The 20,584-nt window shown below is 70.5% G+C and carries 16 protein-coding genes and 2 pseudogenes; 16 read left to right on the top strand and 2 right to left on the bottom strand.

Annotated elements, in window-relative coordinates; translation table 11 throughout:
• Nucleotides 1-217: 217 nt before the first annotated feature.
• The 4 genes and pseudogenes from ABZ656_RS19310 to ABZ656_RS19295 all read left to right on the top strand — a co-directional run bounded on the left by ABZ656_RS19310 (nucleotide 218) and on the right by ABZ656_RS19295 (nucleotide 4,548).
• The gene (locus ABZ656_RS19310; protein WP_360269408.1) at nucleotides 218-1,807 is read left to right on the top strand and encodes a S8 family serine peptidase; all 1,590 of its coding nucleotides are present in this window, start codon (nucleotides 218-220) and stop codon (nucleotides 1,805-1,807) included.
• 164 nt (nucleotides 1,808-1,971) lie between these two features.
• Nucleotides 1,972-2,496 (top strand): annotated as a pseudogene (locus tag ABZ656_RS19305) (amidase family protein); the annotation flags it as partial.
• A 608-nt stretch (nucleotides 2,497-3,104) separates the two neighbouring features.
• Nucleotides 3,105-3,734 carry a hypothetical protein gene (locus ABZ656_RS19300; protein ID WP_360269406.1) on the top strand — a complete coding sequence of 210 codons (630 nt, stop codon included), beginning with the start codon at nucleotides 3,105-3,107 and terminating at the stop codon, nucleotides 3,732-3,734.
• A complete protein-coding gene (locus ABZ656_RS19295; RefSeq protein WP_101406666.1) occupies nucleotides 3,673-4,548 on the top strand; it encodes a PhzF family phenazine biosynthesis isomerase in 876 nt (291 codons plus the stop codon). Before ABZ656_RS19300 ends, ABZ656_RS19295 begins: the two co-directional genes overlap by 62 nt.
• Before the next feature lie 258 nt (nucleotides 4,549-4,806).
• Here ABZ656_RS19295 and ABZ656_RS19290 read toward each other — a convergent pair whose 3' ends face one another.
• Nucleotides 4,807-5,229 carry a nuclear transport factor 2 family protein gene (locus ABZ656_RS19290; RefSeq protein ID WP_360269414.1) on the bottom strand — a complete coding sequence of 141 codons (423 nt, stop codon included), beginning with the start codon at nucleotides 5,227-5,229 and terminating at the stop codon, nucleotides 4,807-4,809.
• Between the two features lie 595 nt (nucleotides 5,230-5,824).
• Between ABZ656_RS19290 and ABZ656_RS19285 the strand changes: the two genes are divergently transcribed.
• From ABZ656_RS19285 to ABZ656_RS19230, 12 genes and pseudogenes are all read left to right on the top strand, one after another.
• On the top strand, nucleotides 5,825-8,719 hold the full coding sequence (locus ABZ656_RS19285) for an AAA family ATPase (RefSeq protein WP_360269403.1): 2,895 nt from the start codon (nucleotides 5,825-5,827) through the stop codon (nucleotides 8,717-8,719).
• 139 nt (nucleotides 8,720-8,858) lie between these two features.
• Complete coding sequence (locus ABZ656_RS19280) at nucleotides 8,859-10,487, top strand: S53 family peptidase (RefSeq protein ID WP_360269401.1); 1,629 nt, start codon at nucleotides 8,859-8,861, stop codon at nucleotides 10,485-10,487.
• Between the two features lie 178 nt (nucleotides 10,488-10,665).
• Nucleotides 10,666-10,866 (top strand): hypothetical protein, encoded by a 201-nt coding sequence (locus ABZ656_RS19275; protein ID WP_101406669.1) that lies wholly within the window; start codon nucleotides 10,666-10,668, stop codon nucleotides 10,864-10,866.
• A 92-nt stretch (nucleotides 10,867-10,958) separates the two neighbouring features.
• Nucleotides 10,959-11,480, top strand: a pseudogene (locus tag ABZ656_RS19270) (DSD1 family PLP-dependent enzyme); the annotation flags it as partial.
• Nucleotides 11,481-11,550: 70 nt separating this feature from the next.
• Nucleotides 11,551-11,868, top strand: a complete 318-nt coding sequence (locus ABZ656_RS19265; protein ID WP_101406671.1) for a hypothetical protein — start codon at nucleotides 11,551-11,553, stop codon at nucleotides 11,866-11,868.
• A 549-nt stretch (nucleotides 11,869-12,417) separates the two neighbouring features.
• Nucleotides 12,418-13,614, top strand: coding sequence for a DUF1343 domain-containing protein (locus ABZ656_RS19260; RefSeq protein ID WP_101406673.1), 1,197 nt, complete (start codon nucleotides 12,418-12,420; stop codon nucleotides 13,612-13,614).
• 243 nt (nucleotides 13,615-13,857) lie between these two features.
• Nucleotides 13,858-14,838, top strand: a complete 981-nt coding sequence (locus ABZ656_RS19255) for a GNAT family N-acetyltransferase (protein ID WP_360269399.1) — start codon at nucleotides 13,858-13,860, stop codon at nucleotides 14,836-14,838.
• Nucleotides 14,835-16,190, top strand: coding sequence for an ABC transporter substrate-binding protein (locus ABZ656_RS19250; protein WP_360269397.1), 1,356 nt, complete (start codon nucleotides 14,835-14,837; stop codon nucleotides 16,188-16,190). The genes ABZ656_RS19255 and ABZ656_RS19250 overlap by 4 nt, the downstream gene beginning before the upstream one ends.
• Nucleotides 16,184-17,158, top strand: a complete 975-nt coding sequence (locus ABZ656_RS19245) for a sugar ABC transporter permease (RefSeq protein WP_360269395.1) — start codon at nucleotides 16,184-16,186, stop codon at nucleotides 17,156-17,158. Before ABZ656_RS19250 ends, ABZ656_RS19245 begins: the two co-directional genes overlap by 7 nt.
• Nucleotides 17,155-18,024, top strand: coding sequence for a carbohydrate ABC transporter permease (locus tag ABZ656_RS19240; protein ID WP_101406676.1), 870 nt, complete (start codon nucleotides 17,155-17,157; stop codon nucleotides 18,022-18,024). The genes ABZ656_RS19245 and ABZ656_RS19240 overlap by 4 nt, the downstream gene beginning before the upstream one ends.
• Nucleotides 18,021-18,575: an ester cyclase gene (locus tag ABZ656_RS19235; RefSeq protein ID WP_360269392.1), complete on the top strand. Its 555-nt coding sequence runs from the start codon at nucleotides 18,021-18,023 to the stop codon at nucleotides 18,573-18,575. The genes ABZ656_RS19240 and ABZ656_RS19235 overlap by 4 nt, the downstream gene beginning before the upstream one ends.
• A gap of 492 nt (nucleotides 18,576-19,067) precedes the next feature.
• Nucleotides 19,068-19,676, top strand: coding sequence for a low temperature requirement protein A (locus tag ABZ656_RS19230; protein WP_360269390.1), 609 nt, complete (start codon nucleotides 19,068-19,070; stop codon nucleotides 19,674-19,676).
• Nucleotides 19,677-19,813: 137 nt separating this feature from the next.
• On the opposite strand, the gene ABZ656_RS19225 is transcribed toward ABZ656_RS19230, so the two are convergent.
• On the bottom strand, nucleotides 19,814-20,281 hold the full coding sequence (locus ABZ656_RS19225) for a hypothetical protein (RefSeq protein WP_360269388.1): 468 nt from the start codon (nucleotides 20,279-20,281) through the stop codon (nucleotides 19,814-19,816).
• Nucleotides 20,282-20,584 lie beyond the last annotated feature (303 nt).

Genomic DNA, 20,584 nt, shown 5'->3' with positions numbered 1-20,584 from the left:
AAGAGGGTCCCCACGATCGCTCAGGAATGGGCGCTGGACCGTGCGATGGCCGCTCGCCAGACCTGCCCGAAGTGCAAGCGCCGGTACTACTTCTGGCAGCGAGAGCGGGGCCGAGGGTGCGGGCGTGGGCGGGCCCGGACCCGAGGCTAGGCAAGCGGGGCCAAGCAAGAAGGGCGCGCAGTCACCGCTCCCGGTGCAGCCGCGCCGGGAGCGGTACATGGTGACACCGCTGCCGCAGCATCTGCTCCCGCCGGGAGTGCCCGAACTCGGCATGGACGCAATGTGTGACCGACTGGACCGGATGCCCGAGGTCAAAGTGGTCCGCAGACTCCGGCCGTCGGAGAAGGCCCAGTCGGGCGAACTGCCCCCCTCCTGCCCGGAAATCGCGGTCGTCGAGGCAGCAGAGGCTCAGGTACCGGCGATGCGGTCGCTGCACGTGCACATCGAGCCGGACCTGCCGCTCTCCGGAACCGGCCCCGCCGCCGGGCCGACCACGGGGATCCTGCCGCTCCGTGATCCGGGGCTGGTCGCACCGCTGGAAGAACCGGTGCCGATCTCGCTGCGCATCTGCGGCCCGGAGGGCGAACCGCTGGCCGGCGCCGGGGTGTTCCTGATCGGGGCGTCATGGCCGGGCCAGGGCCTCACCGGGGCCGACGGGACGACCACCGTCATGATGGCCACGGAGACTCCGCAGTCCATTCAGTCCCTGTACGTCCGGCCCGCAGGCGGTTATGCGGACCGCTGGATCCATCGCCCGGACCTGTCGGTGACCCGGGAGAACCTGGTCACCCTCACACCGCTGGCCAAGGTTTACCCAGGGCTGGAAGAGAGACAGCAGTACGGCTGGGGTCAGCAGGCCATGCGGCTGGACCGGCTGCCTCCCACATTCCGTGCCTTCGGCGTCAAGATCGCGGTCATCGGTTCGGGTGTCGCCGCCGAGCACCCCGATCTCAAACAACGGGTGCGCTCCGGGGCCGATCTCGTACGCGGCACGGAAGAGGGCTGGGCCCACGACACGGTGGGCACCGGTACCCACGCAGCGGGCATCATCGCCGGGGCGGACACCGGCACGGGCGTCATCGGCATCGCGGTCGACGCGGAGATCGATGTCTGTCAGGTCGTGCCCGACGGCTGCTTCAGCGACCTGATCGGCGCTCTGGACTACTGCATCGAACACGAGGTCGACATCGCCCATATCGCGGTGGCGACCCCGTACTCGTCGGCGCTGGTCTCACGCAAACTTGCCGATGCCAACGCGGCGGGTATCGCCTGCGTCGCCCCGGCGGGCGACACGGCTGGACCGGTCGCCTTCCCGGGCTCGTTGCCCACCGTGTTCACCGTCGGCGCCCTGGGAGTCTTCGGGTCCTATCCGCCGGACACATCCCAAGCCACCCATTCGGGCCCGCAGCTGACACCGGAAGGGCTGTTCGCCGCGCCGTTCAGCTGCTACGGCCCCGGGGTCGACGCGGCTGCCCCCGGCGTGGCGGTTCTGTCGTGCTCGCCGCTCGGCGGATACACGGCTCTCGACGGCACCGGCACGGCGTCGGCCCACGTCGCCGGTCTTGCCGCCCTCGTTCTCGCCCACCACGAGGACTTCCACGGCCAACTGCTGCCACGCGGACCTGGCCGGGTGCAGCACCTGTTCGACATCATCGCCGGCAGCTGCCGCCCGCTGGCTGCCCCTGGCACGGTGGAGGCGGCCCGCGTCGGACGCGGCCTCCCCGACGCTCTCGTCGCCCTGGGCCTGGCCCTCGGAGTGCAACTCGCTCCGGCCTTGTCCCCGTACGCCTCGTCCATGGCCGGTTAGGCCCACGCCCACAACAGCAAGCGCAAGACGGCGCCCGCCTTGAGGGGACGGGCGCCGTTGCGCTTGCCACGCGTCCCAGCAGACCCGCAGTACCGGGCCGGAATCCTGCTGATGTCGAGGCACTGCCGACCACTGGGTCGGGGCATGAGATTCAGTCCTCAGCCGAAGCCGCGGTGCTCTACACGCAGTTGCTGTTTTCGAGTTCCGTCGCACGTCTTCCCGTCGAAGCGTACGGGCAACTGCGGACCCGCGCCGCCGGACTGAGGCCAGACGACCGGAGTCTCGATGCGGCGCGGCTGCGCGGCATGGTGTTCAGCCACCGCGACTGGATCGAGGCGAACAGCCGTCGCGAGCTCCACCGCCGCGGCTGGCGGCAGCTCTTCACCGAGTTCGACGCCGTGGTGTGTCCCATCACGCCCACTCCCGCGTTCCCGCACGACCACAAACCCGATCCGAGGGAACGCCGGCTCGACATCGACGGCGTCGAGTACCCGTACTTCGACCAGCTCGTCTGGGCCGGTCTGCCCACCATGCCCGGCCTGCCCGCCACCGCCACACCAACGGGCCTGTCCCCCGAGGGACTGCCGGTGGGAGTGCAGCTCATCGGTCCGATGTTCGAGGACCGCACCCCGCTGCGGCTGGCCGAACTGCTCGAGCAGAGGATCGGCGGCTTCCAGGCACCGAAGTAGGGCTCACTACCTGAATGTCCGTCTAGGACGAGGTGCGGATCACGACGAGATCCTCCGAATGCGCACAGTCGCTGCCCGGCACGCGAATGTCACCCGCCTCCCGCAACACGCGGGGAGGCTGTCGCCGCAGGGGCAGCGGCGTGCACCGGTCAACGGACCTGCAGATTCAAGGACCTCCAGGGCGTCAGCCACTGGATCTCCGAAGAGGCACCCGAGACACTGAACCACCAACTGCTCGAACATCTGCGAGCGCACGGCGGGTACGGAACCACAGCGAGTACCCCGCCGACCGACTCTCGTATCCGCTGAGTTGGCCGTCCGGGCCTTCCAGCCACACCCTGCAGAAGAGGCGCCTCGCACTCCCCGTCGGCCGTTTCACCGCACGGCAAGGCAGCCCGCCACTGGACCCCTTCGCCGCGCAGGTACATGCCGGCCAGGTTGGACCCTGGCCATTCAGACGGGGTCGCGGGTAACCAGGGACAGACCTCACCCTGCGCCCCCTTCGTGCTGGGTTTGCCGGGATGCGGAGACCTGCCCCTCTCACAGACTGCCGTGCGATCTGGGTGTATTCCTGTCTCCGGATGATGGAAGCCAGGAGGGGGTAGGCCATGACAACAGCGCGGGTGAGGGCTCACAGCACGGGCAGACCGCCGAGCAAGGACGGTGCCGAGCGGCGGTCGCCGGGTCGGTCGCGGTTCATGGGCGTGCTGCTGATCCTGATGTCCCTGATATCGGCGGCAGCCTGCTACTTGGTGTTCTCCTGGTGGTTGCCCTCCGACAGCGAGCGCTACCAGGACTACCGCGCGGCCGAGGCGTGCTCCTCCCGTGCGATGCAGCACGGGCAGACGGACTGCCTGAGTACCTGGCACCTCACCGTGGAGAAGACGGTGAACAAGACCTCGGGGAAGAGCTCCACCTTCGAGGCAACTCTGAAGTACCAGGACTCCTGGCGGGGAACCGTGTCCTTCGGCAACCCGGGGCCGCTCCTGGAGCGGCTCGCGCCCGGCGACCAGGTCACGGCCACCGCCTGGCGGCGCGACATCGTGGTGCTCAGCAAGAACGGCGTACGGCAGAACACCTCTGGGCTGTATCGATGTGCGGCTCGCCGCAGGGGCCCATGCCCGCATCCACCCGCGTCCAGGAATAGCCGCGGGCCCGCCCCGCGTTGCCACCGGCATGACGACGAATGCGCCGCGGCCCGAGGTACTGCGATACACCGCCTTCTCCAACGCCCCTGACGGCGGAAACCCCGCAGGCGTCGTTCTGGATGCCACCGCCCTGGACGACAGCGACATGCTGGCTGTCGCCGCCGACCTCGGATACTCGGAGTCCGCGTTCCTGACCGCGCCCCCGGAGGGCCTCGGCGGCCAGGAGGGACGGGCTTACAGCATCCGTTACTTCAGCCCCAAGGCCGAGGTGCCGTTCTGCGGGCACGCCACCATCGCGACCGCCGTCGCGCTCGCCGAGCGGATAGGCCCCGGGGAGCTCGTATTCGCGACGCGCGTCGGCGCCGTGCCGGTGGAGGTGGCCGAGGAGGGCGGGACCGTCAGGGCCACACTCACCAGTGTCGAGCCGCACATCGAGGAGATCGCCGACGCCGACCTCACGGAGGCGCTCGCCGCGCTCGGCTGGCCGGCCGCCGATCTCGACCCGACCTTCCCGCCCCATATCGCGTTCGCCGGTGCCCGCCATCTCGTTCTCGCGGCGGCGACACGCGCACGCCTCGCAGATCTCGCGTACGACTTCGCGCGCCTCGAATCCCTGATGCACCGCTTGGACCTGACCACGGTCCAGTTGGTGTGGCGAGAGTCCGCCACCGTCTTCCATGTCCGTGACCCGTTCCCCGTCGGCGGCGTCGTCGAGGACCCGGCAACCGGCGCCGCGGCCGCCGCGTTCGGTGCGTACGCCCGTGAGCTCGGCCTGGTCCCCGAGGACGCCGTCCTCACCCTGCATCAGGGCGAGGACCTGGGCCGCCCTGGCGAACTCACGGTGACGCTGCGCGCGGGTGACCCGCGCGTCCGTGTCAGCGGCACGGGAGCTCGCATCAGCTGAAGCGCCAGCCATGACGGCTGGGCAGACACTAGTCTCCCCAGCCGTCACAGAGCGTCCCACTTCCACGATCCCAGGCCCTGGTTTCTTCTGCTCGGGTGCTCCATCGCGCCTGTCCGCGCGAGCTCCAACCTCGATTGCCGCCCGCCCGGACTTCGGCAGATGCGGCTTCAGCCGGGCCCACTCTTCATGCGTCAGATCTCCTCGCCCCATACCCATGCCAAGGGACAGGCTCGTTGGTGAAAGCCGGAGACCGGGACCTCAGGAAGCATCCTTCCGCAACGACGCGATGAGGCGGTCAAGGTCTCCGCGTGCCGTGTACGTACGGATCGGGTCGATGTAGTCGCGTGACTCGACAATCTGACCGTCCCGGACACGCATGACGAAGACGCAGGGCACCTTGGTCATGGAGTCGTCCGGCGACGTGAACTCATAGGCGAACTCGGCGACGATCACTTCAGGATCGGCGGTCTCGTGAACGACGACATCGACGACCCGCCTCTTCGGCAAGGACCCCCGAACTTCCGGCGGCACTGTGAAGTGCCCCTGGAGCGCACGCCGACTCGTCAACGGCTCGGACTCCGGCGTCGCCATCGGATGCCGGACATCGGTGACCTCGCCATACAATTCGGGCAACTCGCCGACGTTCCCGCCGGCGACTCCATGAACAAGCCGGAGAAACACCTCGCGCGGGCTCAGACTCACAAGACCTCCCCAAGTAATGCCTACAGGCGGCTAGTGACCATTTTCGCGTGATCCAGGCCGGTCTGCGGACTGTTCCGACCGGCAGCACCCTGCCCGCCTGAGTGACGGCCCACGGCCGTCGTCCTGGACGCGGACATACGGATACAGGCCAGTACGCTTCACCTGAGATATGGACGCGGAGCTTGGCACGCCCATCCGCGCCGATGAGGCACCGCCCGTTTCCTGCGGCCTGATCCGCCGAACAGGCCCCAAGGCCGAGATCTCCCGATGACGTATGAGCACCTTGTGGCGCTCACCTGCCCGACCAGCCGGGGAGGGCGGCAGCGGCATTGAGGGGCATGGCGCCCGCAGGGACCTGTACGTACGGGCGGCGCGGCGGACGTCATTTGACAAGCCGAATCCGCGAAGGTTGTCATGAACACATGCTGCGATGCCTTAGGACCTGCTGCACTCGCCGAGTCGACGGCTCAGCCCTCGGCGCCGGTTGCAGCCCGTCACTGGGCGCGGCGTGCACGAAGACCGTCGGTACGACCTCCAGGGCAATGGGCGGGCGACTGCCATGGGAGTACGGTCATTGACCGGGCGCCGCGAGCTGTTCGACACCGCCCGGGCCGAGTTGACAGCCCGCCCCGGAGTGCTCTTCCACGGTCCCGCGGGGATCGGCAAGTCCATGCTCGTTGCCGCCCTCATGGCGTCCTTGGCCGCGCATGCCCCGTCGGCCCGCACGGTGCTGCACTGCTCGCCCGCGGAGGAGGACGCCCGACTCCCGTTCGTCGGCCTCATCGACCTGTTCTCGCGGGTGCCGGAGAGCTTCCTTGAGGCCCTGGCGCCCGCGCCCCGGGCGGCTCTGAGGGAGGCCCTGCTGCGCGGCCGGGAACCGGTCGGCGAGCAGAGCCGTCTCGCCGTGCGCGTCGCCGTCCTCGAAGTGCTGCGTTCCCTCGCCGCCACCGACCCCGTTCTGCTGGTCGTCGACGGACTCCAGTGGCTCGACGAGCCGAGCGCCGAGGTGCTCGCCTTCGCCGTACGCCGGGTCGACGGCCTCGACATACGGATGGTGGCCACCGAGCGGGTGGCCGACGGCGAACAGCCCGAACGGCTGCGCTGCTGCCCGCCGGGCACCGTCGAACTTCCCGTGCCGCCGCTGGCGGACGGCGAGGTGGCACACCTTGTGCGCACCACCATCGGCGCCGACCTGCCACCGGCGGTGCTGCGCGCGATCCAGGACGCCGCTGCCGGGAACCCTTGGTACGCACTGGAGTTGGGGCGCGCCGCCACGCGCGACGGAGGGCCCGTCGGCTTCGGCCGGGTGCTGCCCGTACCCCGGAGGCTGCGTACCCTGCTGCTGGAGCAGGCGCGTACCCTGCCGGCGTCAGTGCGGCGCACCCTCCTCGTCACGAGCGCCGCCGCCCGCCCCAGCCTCACTCTGCTGCGGGCCGCCGGACTCCATGAACCCGCCGCGGACCTCGCGGAGGCCGAACGGCTCGGTGTCGCGACGGCCGACGCCGACGGAACCGTACGTTTCCGCCATCCGCTGATCCGGGCCGCTGTCTATGCCGACGCCCCGGAGTACAGCCGTCGGCAGGTGCACGCCCTGCTGGCTCGCGCGGTCACCGAGCCCGTGGAGCAGGCCCGCCACCTCGCTCTCGCCCACCCGCACGAGGACGAGACCACTGCCCGCACACTGATGTCCGCGGCCGAGTCCGCCCGCCGCCACGGCGCACCCGATGCCGCCTTTGAACTGGCCGAGCTCGCTGTCCGACGCACCCCCGGCGACCGCTCCGCGGATCGCGCCGACCGGCTGCTGACCGCGGCCGAGTACGCGTGCGACGCCGGACAGCTCGAGGAGGCGGGGCAGGCGGCCGAGGCCGTCCTCGCCGGGTCGGACTCGGCACGGCAGCGGGTGCGGGCCCGGCTGATCATGCTGCGCAACGCCGGGCAGGCGCTGGAGGGTGCCCATGAACTGATAGAGGAGGGCCTCCGGGACGCTGCCGGCGACCCGGAGGCCGAGGCCTGGCTGCACCACTGGGCGGCGGTACGCGGCCTGCTGTGCGGGGAGTTGGCGAAGGCGGCCCGGCATGCCCGGCGCGCTGCCCGGCATGCGGCCCGGGCGGGCGACACGGACACCCGGATCGGGGCGCTCGCCACCCTCGCCCGGGTGCGGTCCCTGGCAGGGGAACCCGTCGCCGCCGACGCCGCGCTCGATGAGGCGCTCACACTGGTCGGCGGCGCCGAGGCCGGCCCGGAGAGCTGGGGACTGATCCGGATGCGGGCGATCCTCGCCCTCGACTCCGACAAGGTGGCCGAGGCCCGGGACCAGGTCGCCGGACTCCTGGCGGAAATCGGCGAGTTCGCCGGGGTCGAGGAGGTCATGGCGACCTTGGTGTCGCTGACCCGTATTCAGGTGCGCTCCGGGCACTGCCGGGAGGCGCTGCGCACGGCCGCCCGCTGCTCGCGCGCCATGGACGAGACGGGCGTACAGGCGGCTCCGGCGCTGTACGCGGCGGCGCTCGCGGCGACCGCGGGCGGCACCGCCGACGAGGCCCGCCACCTCGCCGAGCAGGCGGTACGGGCCTCGGAGGCGGACGGCGACCGGTTGTTCCTGCTGCGCGCGCTGGCGGTGCTCGGGCAGGCCGAGCTACTCGTCGGCGACCCACGGGGGGCCGCGGCTGCGGTCGAGGCGCTGCGACGCGTCAAGGAACTCGGCGAGGCCATGTCCGCCGCAGACCCGCCCTTGCTGCACTGGCACGGCGACTTGGCCGAGGCCCTGGTCGTCCTGGGCGAGACGGACGCGGCCGGGGCTGTGATCCGCGAGGCCCGCACGCGTGCCTCCGGCGATGCGCCCGGGAGCGTACTGGCAGCTCTGGAGCGGGCGGAGGGGCTGCGTGAGGCGGGGCTCGGCCGGGCGAAGGAGGGGGCGGTACGGCTGCGTGCGGCCGTGGACCGCCTGCGTCAACTTCCTCTGCCCGTGGAGCTGGTGCGCACCCTGATCGCGCTCGGCGCGGTCGAGCGCCGCGCGCGCCGCAGGAATGCGGCGCGAGCGGTCCTCGGCGAGGCCCTGGAGACCGCGACACGGATCGGCGCCGCTCCGCTGGCGGCGCGGGCCAGGGACGAGCTGGCGCGGCTGGAAGCCGGAGAGCGGAGCGGTGAGGCAGGCACGGGGAGGCCCGAACTCACCCCCACGGAAGCCAGGATCGCCGGACTGGTCGGCGGCGGGGCCACCAACCGGGAAGTCGCCGCGGAGCTGTTCATCAGCGTCAAGACGGTGGAAGGCGCCCTGTCGCGGGTCTACCGCAAGGTCGGGGTGCGCTCGCGCACCGCGCTCGCCCATGCGATGGCGGTCGCCGTCATCGCGGCCGGGGCGGCCGTGGATTCCGGCGACGACGACCAAGTGAAGCCCCCTACCCAGGCGGTGATGACGAGTCAGGCCGACCGGGTGCGGATTCCCCGGCGCCTCGACACGCGCCGTTGACGTGACATCCGCAGTTCACACGACATCCGCAGTTAACACGTGACGCAAGGGTTCCCCCGCTTATGCGGGTGGGGCTGATGTTCCTACGGTGAAGCCGTTCCGCTTCCGGGACACCACCCCCACTCTCCGGAGGACCTCAGTGAAGTCACGCCTGAAACTGTTCGGCCTGGTCGCCGTGCCGGCCCTGCTCGCCGCCGCCGTCCCCACCGCCTACGCCGCCGGCACCCCCCAGCCGCACTCAACCCGCGCGGCGATCACCGGAGATGTCCTGAAGGACCTGAACCAGAACGCGACCCACACCGGCAGCGTCGCCGCCGGGAAGCGGATATCGGTGGCGATCAGCCTGGCCCCCAGACACGACAAGGCGCTCGACACCTTCGTCGCCAAGGTCAGCAACCCGCGGTCGAGCTCCTACGGTCACTACTTGACGAAGCGTCAGTTCGCCGCCCGCTTCGGCCGGACCGACGCCGAGATCAATCAGCTCAAGGACTACCTGCGCGCGCAGGGGCTCACCGTAGGCACCGTCCACTCGGGGAACCTGCTGGTCGACGCCAGCGGCACCGCCGCCCAGCTGGAGAAGGCCTTCGGCACCAAGCTGTCGACGTGGAAGGACGCCGCGTCGGGGCGCTCGTTCTACGCCAACGACACCGCGCCGACCCTGCCGACCGTCATCGCCTCCCTCGTCAGCGACGTGTCCGGCCTCAACAACCGCGCCCAGCTGCACCACCAGACGCCCTCCACCGTGACCCCCCACAACGGCCCTGGCGGCGGCTACACCCCGGCCCAGCTCAAGGGCGGCTACAACGTCTCCGGTACGTACACCGGCAGCGGCCAGAAGATCGCGCTCCTCGAGTTCGACGGCTTCCAGCAGTCGAACATCACCAAGTACGACACCAACTACAGCCTGGGCTCGCCCACCCCGACCGTGCAGAACGTGGACGGCGGCTCCGGCGCGCTCGGCGACGGCCAGGTCGAGGTGGAGCTGGACATCGAGGTCCTGCACGCGATCGCCCCCAAGGCGAACGTCACCGTCTTCGAGGGTCCCAACTCCGACGCCGGTGAAGTCGACACCTACCAGGCCATCGTCGACAGCGGCATCCCGACCACGTCGATCAGCTGGGGCGCCGCCGAGAGCGCGCGCACCACCTCCAACATCAACGCCGTGGACGCCGTCTTCAAGGCGGGCGCCGCCGAGGGCCTCGGCTTCTACGCGGCCTCCGGGGACGACGGCTCCGACGACGCGGGCGACGGCGGCACCTCCGTCGACTACCCGGCAAGCGACCCGTACGTCACCGGCGTCGGCGGCACCAAGCTGACCGTCACCTCGGCCAACGCGTGGAGCAAGGAGGTGGCCTGGTCCGGGGGCGGCGGCGGCAAGTCCTCCGTCTTCAAGATCCCCAGCTGGCAGACCGCGGTGCAGAAGAGCGCCGGCGGCGGCTACCGCCAGGTGCCGGACGTCTCGGCCCACGCCAACCCCAGCCCCGGTGTCTCGATCTACTCGCAGGGCTCCTGGTCTTCGGTCGGCGGCACCAGCGCCGCCGCGCCCGAATGGGCGGCGTTCGCGGCGCTGTACAACCAGCAGGCCGCGGCGGCCGGGAAGGCCAACCTCGGATTCGCCAACCCCGCCCTCTACACGGCGAGCGGCACCGGCTTCCACGACATCACCAGCGGCAGCAACGGCGACTACTCCGCCGCCACCGGCTGGGACTTCACCACCGGATGGGGCTCGTACAACGCCGCGACCCTGGCGAGCAAGCTGCTCGGCTGACCCCCAGCGGCTGCAAGTCAACCAGTAAAGCGCGGGCCGGGATCACTCCCGGCCCGCGCTGTGGGTCTGCCTCCGTCCCTGCGGCCCGAACGCGTCCCGGCTCCGTCGCACATGAGTCCGCTCGTCGACCCGGCTCACGGGGGTAGGCTGCGCGGCAAGCCTTTCAGGGGGAGCCGCCATGGCGAAGGTCACCATCAGTCTCGACAGCGATCTGGCGATCGAGGTCATGTTGCTGGCCGGCACCAGAAGTCCGCAGGACGCGGTCGAGTTGATCGTCCTGGACTATCTCGCCACCAGCCGCCGCACCGAGGCGCTGGCAGGCGACGCCGCGGACCAACATCGCCTTGCCGATCGGCGACAGGGACCGGAGGAGGGCTGACGACTCTGCCCGCGAAGGGTGTGGCACAGGCGGCACGTGACAGTGGCCGCCTCGAGTCGTACTTTGCGGACGGCCCGGTGGCGCTCGCCGCCGCCGCTGACAACGAACGCCGCTGCGCCCTGAAGGCCGCCGAAGACCTGCGCGCGGCGGGCCACCGAGCCCCTGTCGTGAGCGTAGGTTCCACACCGATCGCGCACTTCGCGACCGACCTCACCGGCACCGAGGTCCGGGCGGGGAACTTCGTCTTCTTCGACCTCGTGATGGCCGGCATCGGAGTGTGCACCTTTGATGATCTCGCGATGACAGTCGTCACCACGGTCATCGGACACCGCCCGGAGAAGGGATGGATCGTCACCGACGGCGGACGGATGGCGACCTCGTGCGACCGCGGCATCTCCGTCCAGCGCGTGGACCAGGGGTACGGTCTCGTCGCGGATCTCGACGGCGCCCTGTACGAGGACCTGGCGATGGTTGACGCCAGCCAGGAACACGGCATTCTCTCGATCCGTCCGGGAAGTGGCGCCGAACTGTCCGACATCCCGGTCGGCACCCGGCTGCGCATCCTGCCCGTCCACGCCTGCGCGACCGCCGCGCAGCACGACGTCTACTACGTGACCGCCCCTCGGTCCCGGACCGTGCGCTCTCGCTGGCAGTGCGTCCGGGGCCGGTGAAGGAGAGACCATCGTGCGTTTCGTCTCCGAGGCTGAGTCCGCCGCCCTCATCAGCGAAAAGCTTGCCTTCACCGCTGTGCGGGAGGCGCTGATCGCCGCGGCCGAGGGGGCCGACTCCTTTGCCACCGTGCTGGGACACGGGTCGGATTCCGAGAACCGATTCACCGTCAAATCGGCCGCGTCGCGGGAACTCGCCGGGGTAAAGATCGGCAGCTACTGGCCGGGCAACGCGGACCTGGGTATCCCCCGGCACAACTCGATCGTCCTGCTCTTCGACCGGACCGTCGGCCGGATCGCCGCCATGGTCGAGGCCGGAACGGTGAACGTGTAGCGGACGGCCGTCGCCGTCGCCGTCGACGCACTGGCGCGTGCCGACGCGTCGGCGCTGGCCGTCTTCGGGACGGGGCACCAGGCACTGTAGGAATGTGCTGCCATGAGCAGGGTCCGTCCCTTTGACACGATCCGCGTCGTCGCCCGGTCGCGGCAAACAGGAACTTCCGCCCGCGCTGCTGGAAAAGGCCCGGTTGCTCTGCGACCTGCCCACCCGGTCAGTGGCCATCGGCGAGTTCCAGAACATCGCGGACCTCGTCGCCGACGGCACCCTGCGACTCGACGCGCTCGGCGACGTCCTGACCGGCAAGGCCGAGGGGCGCGTCCGGCTCCACGTGCGCTCCGCGGTCCGGGCCCGAGGCGGCACCACTCGCAGCTTCTCCTCAGAGGCGCTCCGGCGCTCCTCGCACCGCCGCACCGCTCCGGCCGCCGCACGAGATCCCGCGTCCGCCCTTGGCGCGAACTGGTGGCAAATCATGGCAACATTCCGGGACATGCAAGTACATTTCCGACGACTGCTTCGAGATGTCACCGCCAGACGGGCCAAGGGGTGAGCAGGGACGACCGCGTCGCGGTGTCGACCGGGATCGCCCGACTGCACGCGTCGCCCGGACTTGCCGGGCCCGGCCGCCTCGGGCTGGTGACCAACCACACCGGCGTCCTCCCCGACCTGCGCCCGGCCGCGCCCGCGCTGCTCGAGGCCGGCGTACGACTGGTCGCCCTGTTCGGTCCCGAGCACGGGCTGCACGGGACCGGCCAGGCCGGCGAGAGCGAGGCCGCCCAGGCCGACCCCACCACCGGCCTGCCGGTCCACGACACATACCGGTGCAGCGGCGAGCGCCTCGACAAACTGCTGGTCGACAGCGGCGTCGACGCCCTCGTGTACGACCTGCAGGACATCGGGGCCAGGTTCTACACCTACGTGTGGACCATGTTTGACCTGATGGTCTCGGCGGCCCGGACAGGCGTACGGTTCGTGGTCGCCGACCGGCCGAATCCCCTCGGTGGAGTCGTCAGCGAGGGCCCTCTACTCGACCCGGCGTGGGCCAGCTTCGTCGGGCGCGCCGCGGTACCCGTCCGCCACGGCCTCACCTGCGGCGAACTCGCCCTGTGTCTCAACACCTCGACCGTGCCCCAATTGGCCGGCAGTGCCGCTGACTTGACGGTGATCGAGGCTGCCGGCTGGCAGCGTGCCATGGACGCGGAGGCCACCGGCCTGCCGTGGGTCGCGCCCTCGCCGAACATCCCGACGCCGGCCACTGCCACCTTCTACCCCGGCACCTGCCTGTTCGAGGGGACGAACCTCTCGGAGGGCCGTGGCACCACGCAGCCATTCGAGATCGTCGGGGCCCCGTACATCGACGCGCGGTTCGCGCCCTCGCTCGCCGAGCTCGCCCTGCCTGGAGTGCACTTCCGTGATCTGCGGTACGTACCGACCTTCCACAAACACGCCGGACGGCCGCTGCGCGGGGTCCAGCTCCACATCACCGATCGCGAGGTGTTCGCGCCCGTACGTACCGCCGTCGCGATGCTCGCCACGCTGCGGCGGCTGTACCCGGCCGACTTCGACTGGCGCACCGCGGACGGCGGCGTGGAAGGGACCGGCCACCGTCACTTCATCGACCTGCTGTGGGGGTCCGACCGGTTGCGGCACGCCGTCGACGCGGGCGACGATCCGCTGCCGCTGTGCGATCCGCCGGCGCCGCCCGGCCGGTGGGCCGGCGACGACGTACTGCTCTACTCCTGAGACCTCCTGGCCCGCCGCCGCGACGCGTCGCCCGCCACCAACGCCACGCTTTCATCCAGTACGAGGGGCCTGCGCCCGGCACGCCGAGAGCACGCACCTGACGCCGCAGGGCCCGCCCTCCGGGCGGACGACGGGAATGTGACGACAGGACCTGGCCCCGTCGCCGACACCGCGGGCGACATTCGACACCGTTCGCGAGCTGCGTATGGAAGGACAACCCCATTGATGACGACAACCCCGTCGATGACCGATCGCACAGCGACATCCCGGGTCGAGGTTCGTGGCTTTCGCGCCGGCGACGGCCCTCGGTTGGTGGAGGCGTGGCGCCGGAGTGCGCCGGCCGACCCCATCACCCCTGACCGCTTCCGCTCCCTGGTGCTGCTCGACGCCAACTTCGACGCGGAGGGGCTTCGGGTCGCCGTCGACGGCGACCGTGTCGTTGGCGCGGCCTACGCGGTGCGCCGTCTGACGCCGATGACCGGGACCGACCTGGAGCCGGAGCAGGGCTGGATCCCGTTCTTCTTCGTCGACCCGGCCGTCCGTGGCCGCGGCCTCGGCCGCCGGCTGCTGACCGACGCCCTCGACTGGCTGCACAGCCACGGCCGCAACCGGGTGGATTTCTCCTCGTACACGCCGAACTACGTCCTGCCCGGCCTGGACGCCGAGGCTTACCCGGAAGCGGCCGGGCTGCTTGAGTCCCTGGGCTTTCGCACTCTGTACGAGGCGGCGGCGATGGACCGCCGCCTGGTCGGCTATCGCATCCCGGACGATGTCGCGTGCCGCTTGGACGAACTGACGGCGCAGGGCTACCGGTTCGCCACTCCGTGCGACGACGACTTGGTGGACCTGTTCGCGCTCGCCGGGAACCACTTCGGCCCGGACTGGGCGTGCACGATCCGGCAGTGTCTGGCCGCGGGCACGCCGCTCGACCGGATCGTCGTCGCCCGGGATCCCTCGGGCCGCCTGGTCGGCTGGGCGATGCACGGCACGTTCGATTCGGTGGACGAGCGGTTCGGGCCGTTCGGCGTGCTGGAGGAGATGCGCGGCACCGGACTCGGCAAGGTCCTGCTCCACCTCGTCCTGGAGCGGATGCGGGCGCACCGTGCGCACTCCGCGTGGTTCCTGTGGACCGGCGAGCAGTCCCCGGCGGGCCACCTGTACCGCAGGAGCGGTTTCACCACGACCCGGGTGTTTCGCGTGCTGCGCCGTGAGGCCGCCCGATGACGCCGTCACACCACACCGGCGGCCTGAGCCGCCGTCACTTCGCCCTCGCGCTCCCCTCGATGCTGCTCGCACCGGCGCTGCTCACGTCCGGATGCGCCGCGCCGTACCAGGGCACCGGGCAGCCCGGGGATCCGATCGTCCTCACTCTGCTCTCCCACTACGCGAGCGGGGAGCTCAAGGAGGCCCTGCAGCGCCCGGTCGACGAGTGGAACGCCACTCATGACCGGGTCAAGGTGCGGACGAAGGCCGTCGAGTTCACGGACCTGCTGACCACGTTCATGGTCCGGCAGGCCGCGGGCCAGGGCGCCGACATCCTCCACCCGTACTGCCTGTGGAACGGCCAGCTCGTCCAGGCCGGCGTCCTGCGGGCCGCTCCGTCCGAGCACGCCGAGGAGATCAGGCGCGGCTACGGCGAGGCCACGGTCGGCGCGTCGTCGGTGGGGGGCAAGGTCTACGGCTACCCCACCGAGGTGCAGACGTACGCCCTTTACTACAACAAGCGGCTGCTGCGCGAGGCCGGCATCGAGGGCCCTCCGCGCACCTGGCGGGAGCTGGAGGAGGCGGCCTACCGAACCGCCAAGCGGGACCGGTACGGCAACACGCTGGTCCAGGGGTTCGGGCTGTCGACCTACGACGACTCCACCACCGTCGGCCAGACGCTCGCTCTGCTCAACGCCGCCGGCGGAACGTTCGTCTCCGCTGACGGCAGGAGCACCGCCATCGACTCGCCGGCCGGCCGGGCCGTGTTCGATCTGGAGCACCGCCTCGTCGTCAAAGGTGCGAGCGCCCCCGGCGTCAACGTCTACAAGGCGTTCCAGTCCGGGCAGGTGGCCATGGTGGTCAGCGCCGGCTGGTGGACCGGAAGCCTGAAGACCCAGATGGGCCATGAGTACCACGATGTCGGCGTCGCGCCGCTGCCCGTCCCTGAGGCGGACGACAAGCTCGCCACGCTCTCCACCGGCTTCATGCTGGGGGTCAACGCGGCCAGTAACCACCCGCGCGAGGCCTGGGAGTTCCTGCGCTGGCTCAACACCGAGAAGGTGCGCGTGAAGGGCGCCAAGAAGGGTACGACGGCGACCCGGATGAGCTCCCTGCAGGTGTCGGTCGGCTCCCTGACCGGCCGCGCCGACGACATGCGGACACTCCTGGGCGAAGGCAGCGATCCGAACCTGCGCCCGTTCCTGGACGCGCTGGCGTACGCGGTGCCGGAGCCGAACGTGCCGGGCGCGCAGCAGGCCAAGTCGCTGCTGCGCAAGAACATCGAGGCGTTGTGGACCGGTCAGCAGTCGGTCGACGAGTCACTGCGCACCATCCGCCGTCAGGTCGATCAGGAGGTGTCGCGCTCATGGTGAACGCCTTGGCACCGGAGACGACCGAGCGGGTGCACAGCCCGCGGGACGCCGGGTCCACCGGGTCCGCCATCGACGGCCGCCGCCGGACCCGGCCCCGACGCCGCCAGGCCCTCGTCGCCTATCTTTTCCTGGCGCCGACGTTGCTGTTCTTCGCGGTCTTCCTGATCCTGCCGCTCGGCTTCGCGCTGCTGCTGTCCATGTCTCGCTGGGCCGGGTTCGACCTCGGCGACATCGATCCGGTCGGCCTGGACAACTTCACCGGCCTCTTCGTGGACGGATCGACGTTCCTTGCGCCGATCCTCACCAATACGCTGCTGTTCGCCCTGGGCACCGTGGCCCTCGCGCTCGCCGGCTCCGTGCTCGTCGCCACCTGCATCGACAAGCTGCGGTTCCAGGGGCTGTGGCGCACCCTGTACTTCCTGCCGATCGTCACGACCGTCGTCGCCATCGGCAACGTATGGAAGTACATGTACGAGCCGGGCGGCCTCGTCAACGGCGTCCTCAACACCCTTGGGCTCGGCTCGGTGGCGTTCCTCCAGGACCCGGACACCGCGCTGCCCTCGGTCGTGGTCGTACAGGCCTGGGCCTCGGTCGGCACGGCGATCCTCATCCTGACCGCCGGGCTGAAGTCCATTCCCGAGTCGTACTACGAGGCCGCCGCGCTCGACGGGGCCTGCCCCGTCACCGTCTTCTGGAAGATCACACTGCCGCTGCTGCGGCCGTCCCTGCTGTTCGTGTGCATCACCCAGTTCATCACCGGCCTGCAGTCGTTCGCACTGATCATCGTGATGACCAAGGGCGGCCCGGGTGACGCGACCAATGTGGCCGCGCTGGAGATGTACCGGCAGGCCTTCTCGTACGGCGACTGGGGCACCGCGAGCGCCGCCGCCTTCGTGCTGTTCGTGGTGGTCCTCGTGGTCACCCTGGTGCAGTTGTGGATCTTCCGGCGCAAGGGGGAGGACACGTGATCCGCCGCCGTTTCCCGTGGTTCTCGTATCTGGTGGTCGTGACCGGCGCCGTGCTCACGGTGGTGCCGTTCCTCGACATGGTGATGACGTCCTTCAAGGGGCCCGGCGAGTCCGGCACACTGCCGTACCGGTTCCTTCCCGAGGCTTTCGACCTGTCCAACTACCGGGCGGCGATCGACCAGCTCAACCTGCCGGTGCTCTTCCGCAACAGCGTGATCGCCACCGCCGTGATCACCGGATCGGTGCTGCTCACGTCGTCACTCGCCGGCTACGCGCTCGCCAAACTCCGCTTCCCCGGCCGGCACTTCATCTTCCGTCTTGTGCTGTCGACGATGATGTTCCCCCCGTTCCTCTTCTTCATCCCGCACTTCCTGATCCTGGTGCACTGGCCGCTGGCGGGCGGCAACGACCTGTTCGGGCGCGGCGGCGCGGGCCTGACCGTCAGCATCACGGCGCTCGCCATGCCGTTCCTCGTCAACGGATTCGGGATCTTCCTGATGCGCCAGTTCATGGTCTCGATCCCGGACGAGGTCCTCGAGGCCGCGCGCATCGACGGTGCCGGCGAGTTCGCCGTGTGGTGGCGGATCGTAGTGCCGCAGACCAAGCCGGTCATGGTGACCCTCGGGCTGCTGACCTTCGTCGACGCCTGGAACGAGTACATCTGGGCGTTGCTCGTCTCGACTGCCGACCCGGACGTGATGACCCTGCCCGTCGGCATCCAGCTCCTGCAGGACTACGTCGACCCGACCCGCACGATGCCCATCGTCATGGCCGGCCTCGTGCTGAGCATCCTGCCGGTCCTGATCCTCTTCCTGCTGCTCCAGAAGTACTACATCCGCGGCGTCATGCTCAGCGGCCTCAAGTGAAGAGCGCATCCGCCGACGCCCTGGCCGCCCTCCCCGGCGTCGGCAGGCCGCCTCAGGCCGCCAGACCTATCGTGGATGGGAGGAAGGGGCGACTGCACATCCTCGATGTGTACGCCCAGGGCTGCAACGTCAAGGAGCGCGTCATGTCGCGCAGCAGCAACGCCGCCGTCCTGGAGGGCTTCGGATCAGCGGTGAACACTGACCACCTCGGCGAGCTCGAGGAATACGTGGCGCCCGACTCCGTGGACCACGACCCGGCCCCAGGACAGGTTCCGGGACCGGAAGGTTATGAGGAGATGTTCGCCACGATGAGGCGGGCCTTCCCCGATCTGCACATCGAGGTCGAGCACGTCATGGCCACCGACGACGAAATCGCGTTCGCATACACCATCACGGGCACACATCTCGGTGAACTGATGGGGCACAGTGCGACGGGAAAGACGGTGCGTTACCGAGGCATGCAGATCAGCCGGTTCGCCGACGGGAAGATGGTCGAGCGCTGGGGCAGCAGCGATGAGCTCGGCATGCTGCAGCAGCTCGGTCTCACCTGATCACCGCACGTCCCTCCATGAACGAACCTCGCGCCCAAGAGCTCGTGCGCGTCGCCGAGTTCGGCTCACCGCCGACGGGTCGGGCCGTTGGGGGGTCGGCCTCCACTCGGACCGAGCCGGCTCTCGCATCCGGTCGTTGGCTCCCAGGGGCAGGCGCATCGCGCCTGTGGCGGGACCGGTTGCGCCCTGCCGGCCTCGCGCTTCTGCGTCGACTGGGAGGCGATCGGCGCCACCATCGCGGGCTACGAGACGGCTCTGGCCTACGCCAAGCAGCGCAAGCAGGCCGACGCGGTGAGACTGGCCCCTCGTCAAACCGGGCAGGGGTCGCGAGGACCTGTCCGGCTGCCGTGTGAAGGGTGTCCCGTCGCAGCAAATGGCGACTCTCCGATCCCGGCTCGCGGCGTACGCGGCTCGCGTATTCGCCCTCGTCCAGGAGCTGGCTGAGCCGGTGCGCCATCTCGGTCCCGCCGCCGGGCCGGCGGCATCGTCATCGTGCTCGTCGAGACCGTGACCGGCGTCGTCGACGGACTGGCCCACGAGCCGACCAACGCGCTCACCCTGGCCGTCGGGCTCGTCGCCGTCGTCATCGGCTTCGGTGCCTGGTGGACGTACTTCGACGTCGCCGGACACCGGCGGCCGAGGCCCACACGCGCGAACACCGTGGAGTGGATGCTGGTTCACATGCCGCTCACGGCCGCGGTGGCCGCCATGGGCGCCGCGACGGCCGCCGTGGGCGCCGCGACGGCCGGCCTCGTCGAGCACGCCCACGACAGCCGGACCCCCGCCGCCACGGCCTGGGTGCTCGGCGGCGGCGCGGCCGTCGTGCTCTGCGCGACGATGGTGCTCGCGGCCTCCCTGCGCGTCTGGCGTGAGGAACGCGGGCTCTACCGGCCGCTGACCCGCACCTGCGTCGTCGTGGCCGTCGTGTGTGCGGGAGTCGGTGCGGCACGCCCGGCTCCCCTCGTTCTCGGCTTCGCCCTCGTCCTCCTCTTCGGTGTCCCCTGGGGACTCGCCGTGGCATACCGCCTGTCCCACGAAGAGGAATCCACCGCCGAGGAAGTGCCGGCGGGTGCGGGACATCAGGACGACAACCGGGGCTGAGCCTGCACTCGAAGCACCGAGGGTGAGCACGGTGGTCAGCGCGGCGTCCGGGTCGCTGCCGCGGACGATGGCGAGGAGCCGGTGGGCGCGCAGCGCGTCGAGCAGGTTCATCCGACATCCCTTCTGGTGATGGGGGTTCAGGTGCGGCGGGTCGCGGTGACGGTGAGCCGCCAGGTGACCTCGCCGGTCGGCGGCGCCACGGCGCTGTCGCCGTCCTCCGCCGCGGCGCGGTCGAAGACGCGGCCGAGCATCGGCTCGACGCCGGCCGAGCGGTACGGCGCGCCCTGGGGGAAGCCGCCGAGATTGCGCCAGAGGGCGACCGCGACCGGCTGCCCTTCGGCCTCGACGGACAGGTGCAGCGTGTCTGCGCCGTCGTGCACGGACACCCGGGAGGTGAGGACGACCGCTCCGACGGCGCTCCCGTCGTCCGGGCCGATGCGGTCCAGCGGTACGCCGTCGACGCTGGGCCAGTTGCCGGCGACCCAGCGGTCGCCCTCGTCCGCGTAGAGCCGGGTCACCGCCGGTCCGACGACGCCGATCCGGGCAGCTGGGGAGAGGTCCAGCAGGGCGTTGGGCGGCCCACACGAAGCGGTAGCCGGGCGCATCGGCGAGCGTGTAGTCGGCGACGAGCGCGTCCCCTCGCTCGCCGATGCGCCGGGTCAGGCGGAAGTCGGGGCATTCCGCGACGTCCTCCTCCCCCGTCCTTCGCCAGGGCCGCGACCAGGTGTCCCCGTGGTCGGGCAGCCCGCGCACGGTGGGCACACATTCCTCCAGTCCGCCGTCGTCGGCGAAGGGGTCACCGGGCCGGACCACGAGGCGGCGGGGCCCGGCGCGGTGCCACAGCCATTCGCGGCCGCCCGCGGTCAGCGACGTCCAGCGTCCGCCGTGGTCCGGGTCGGTGGCGACGT

It is taken from the genome of Streptomyces sp. NPDC007095 (assembly GCF_040634475.1).
Lineage (GTDB): Bacteria > Actinomycetota > Actinomycetes > Streptomycetales > Streptomycetaceae > Streptomyces.
This window is presented reverse-complemented; position numbering and strand designations above follow the sequence as displayed.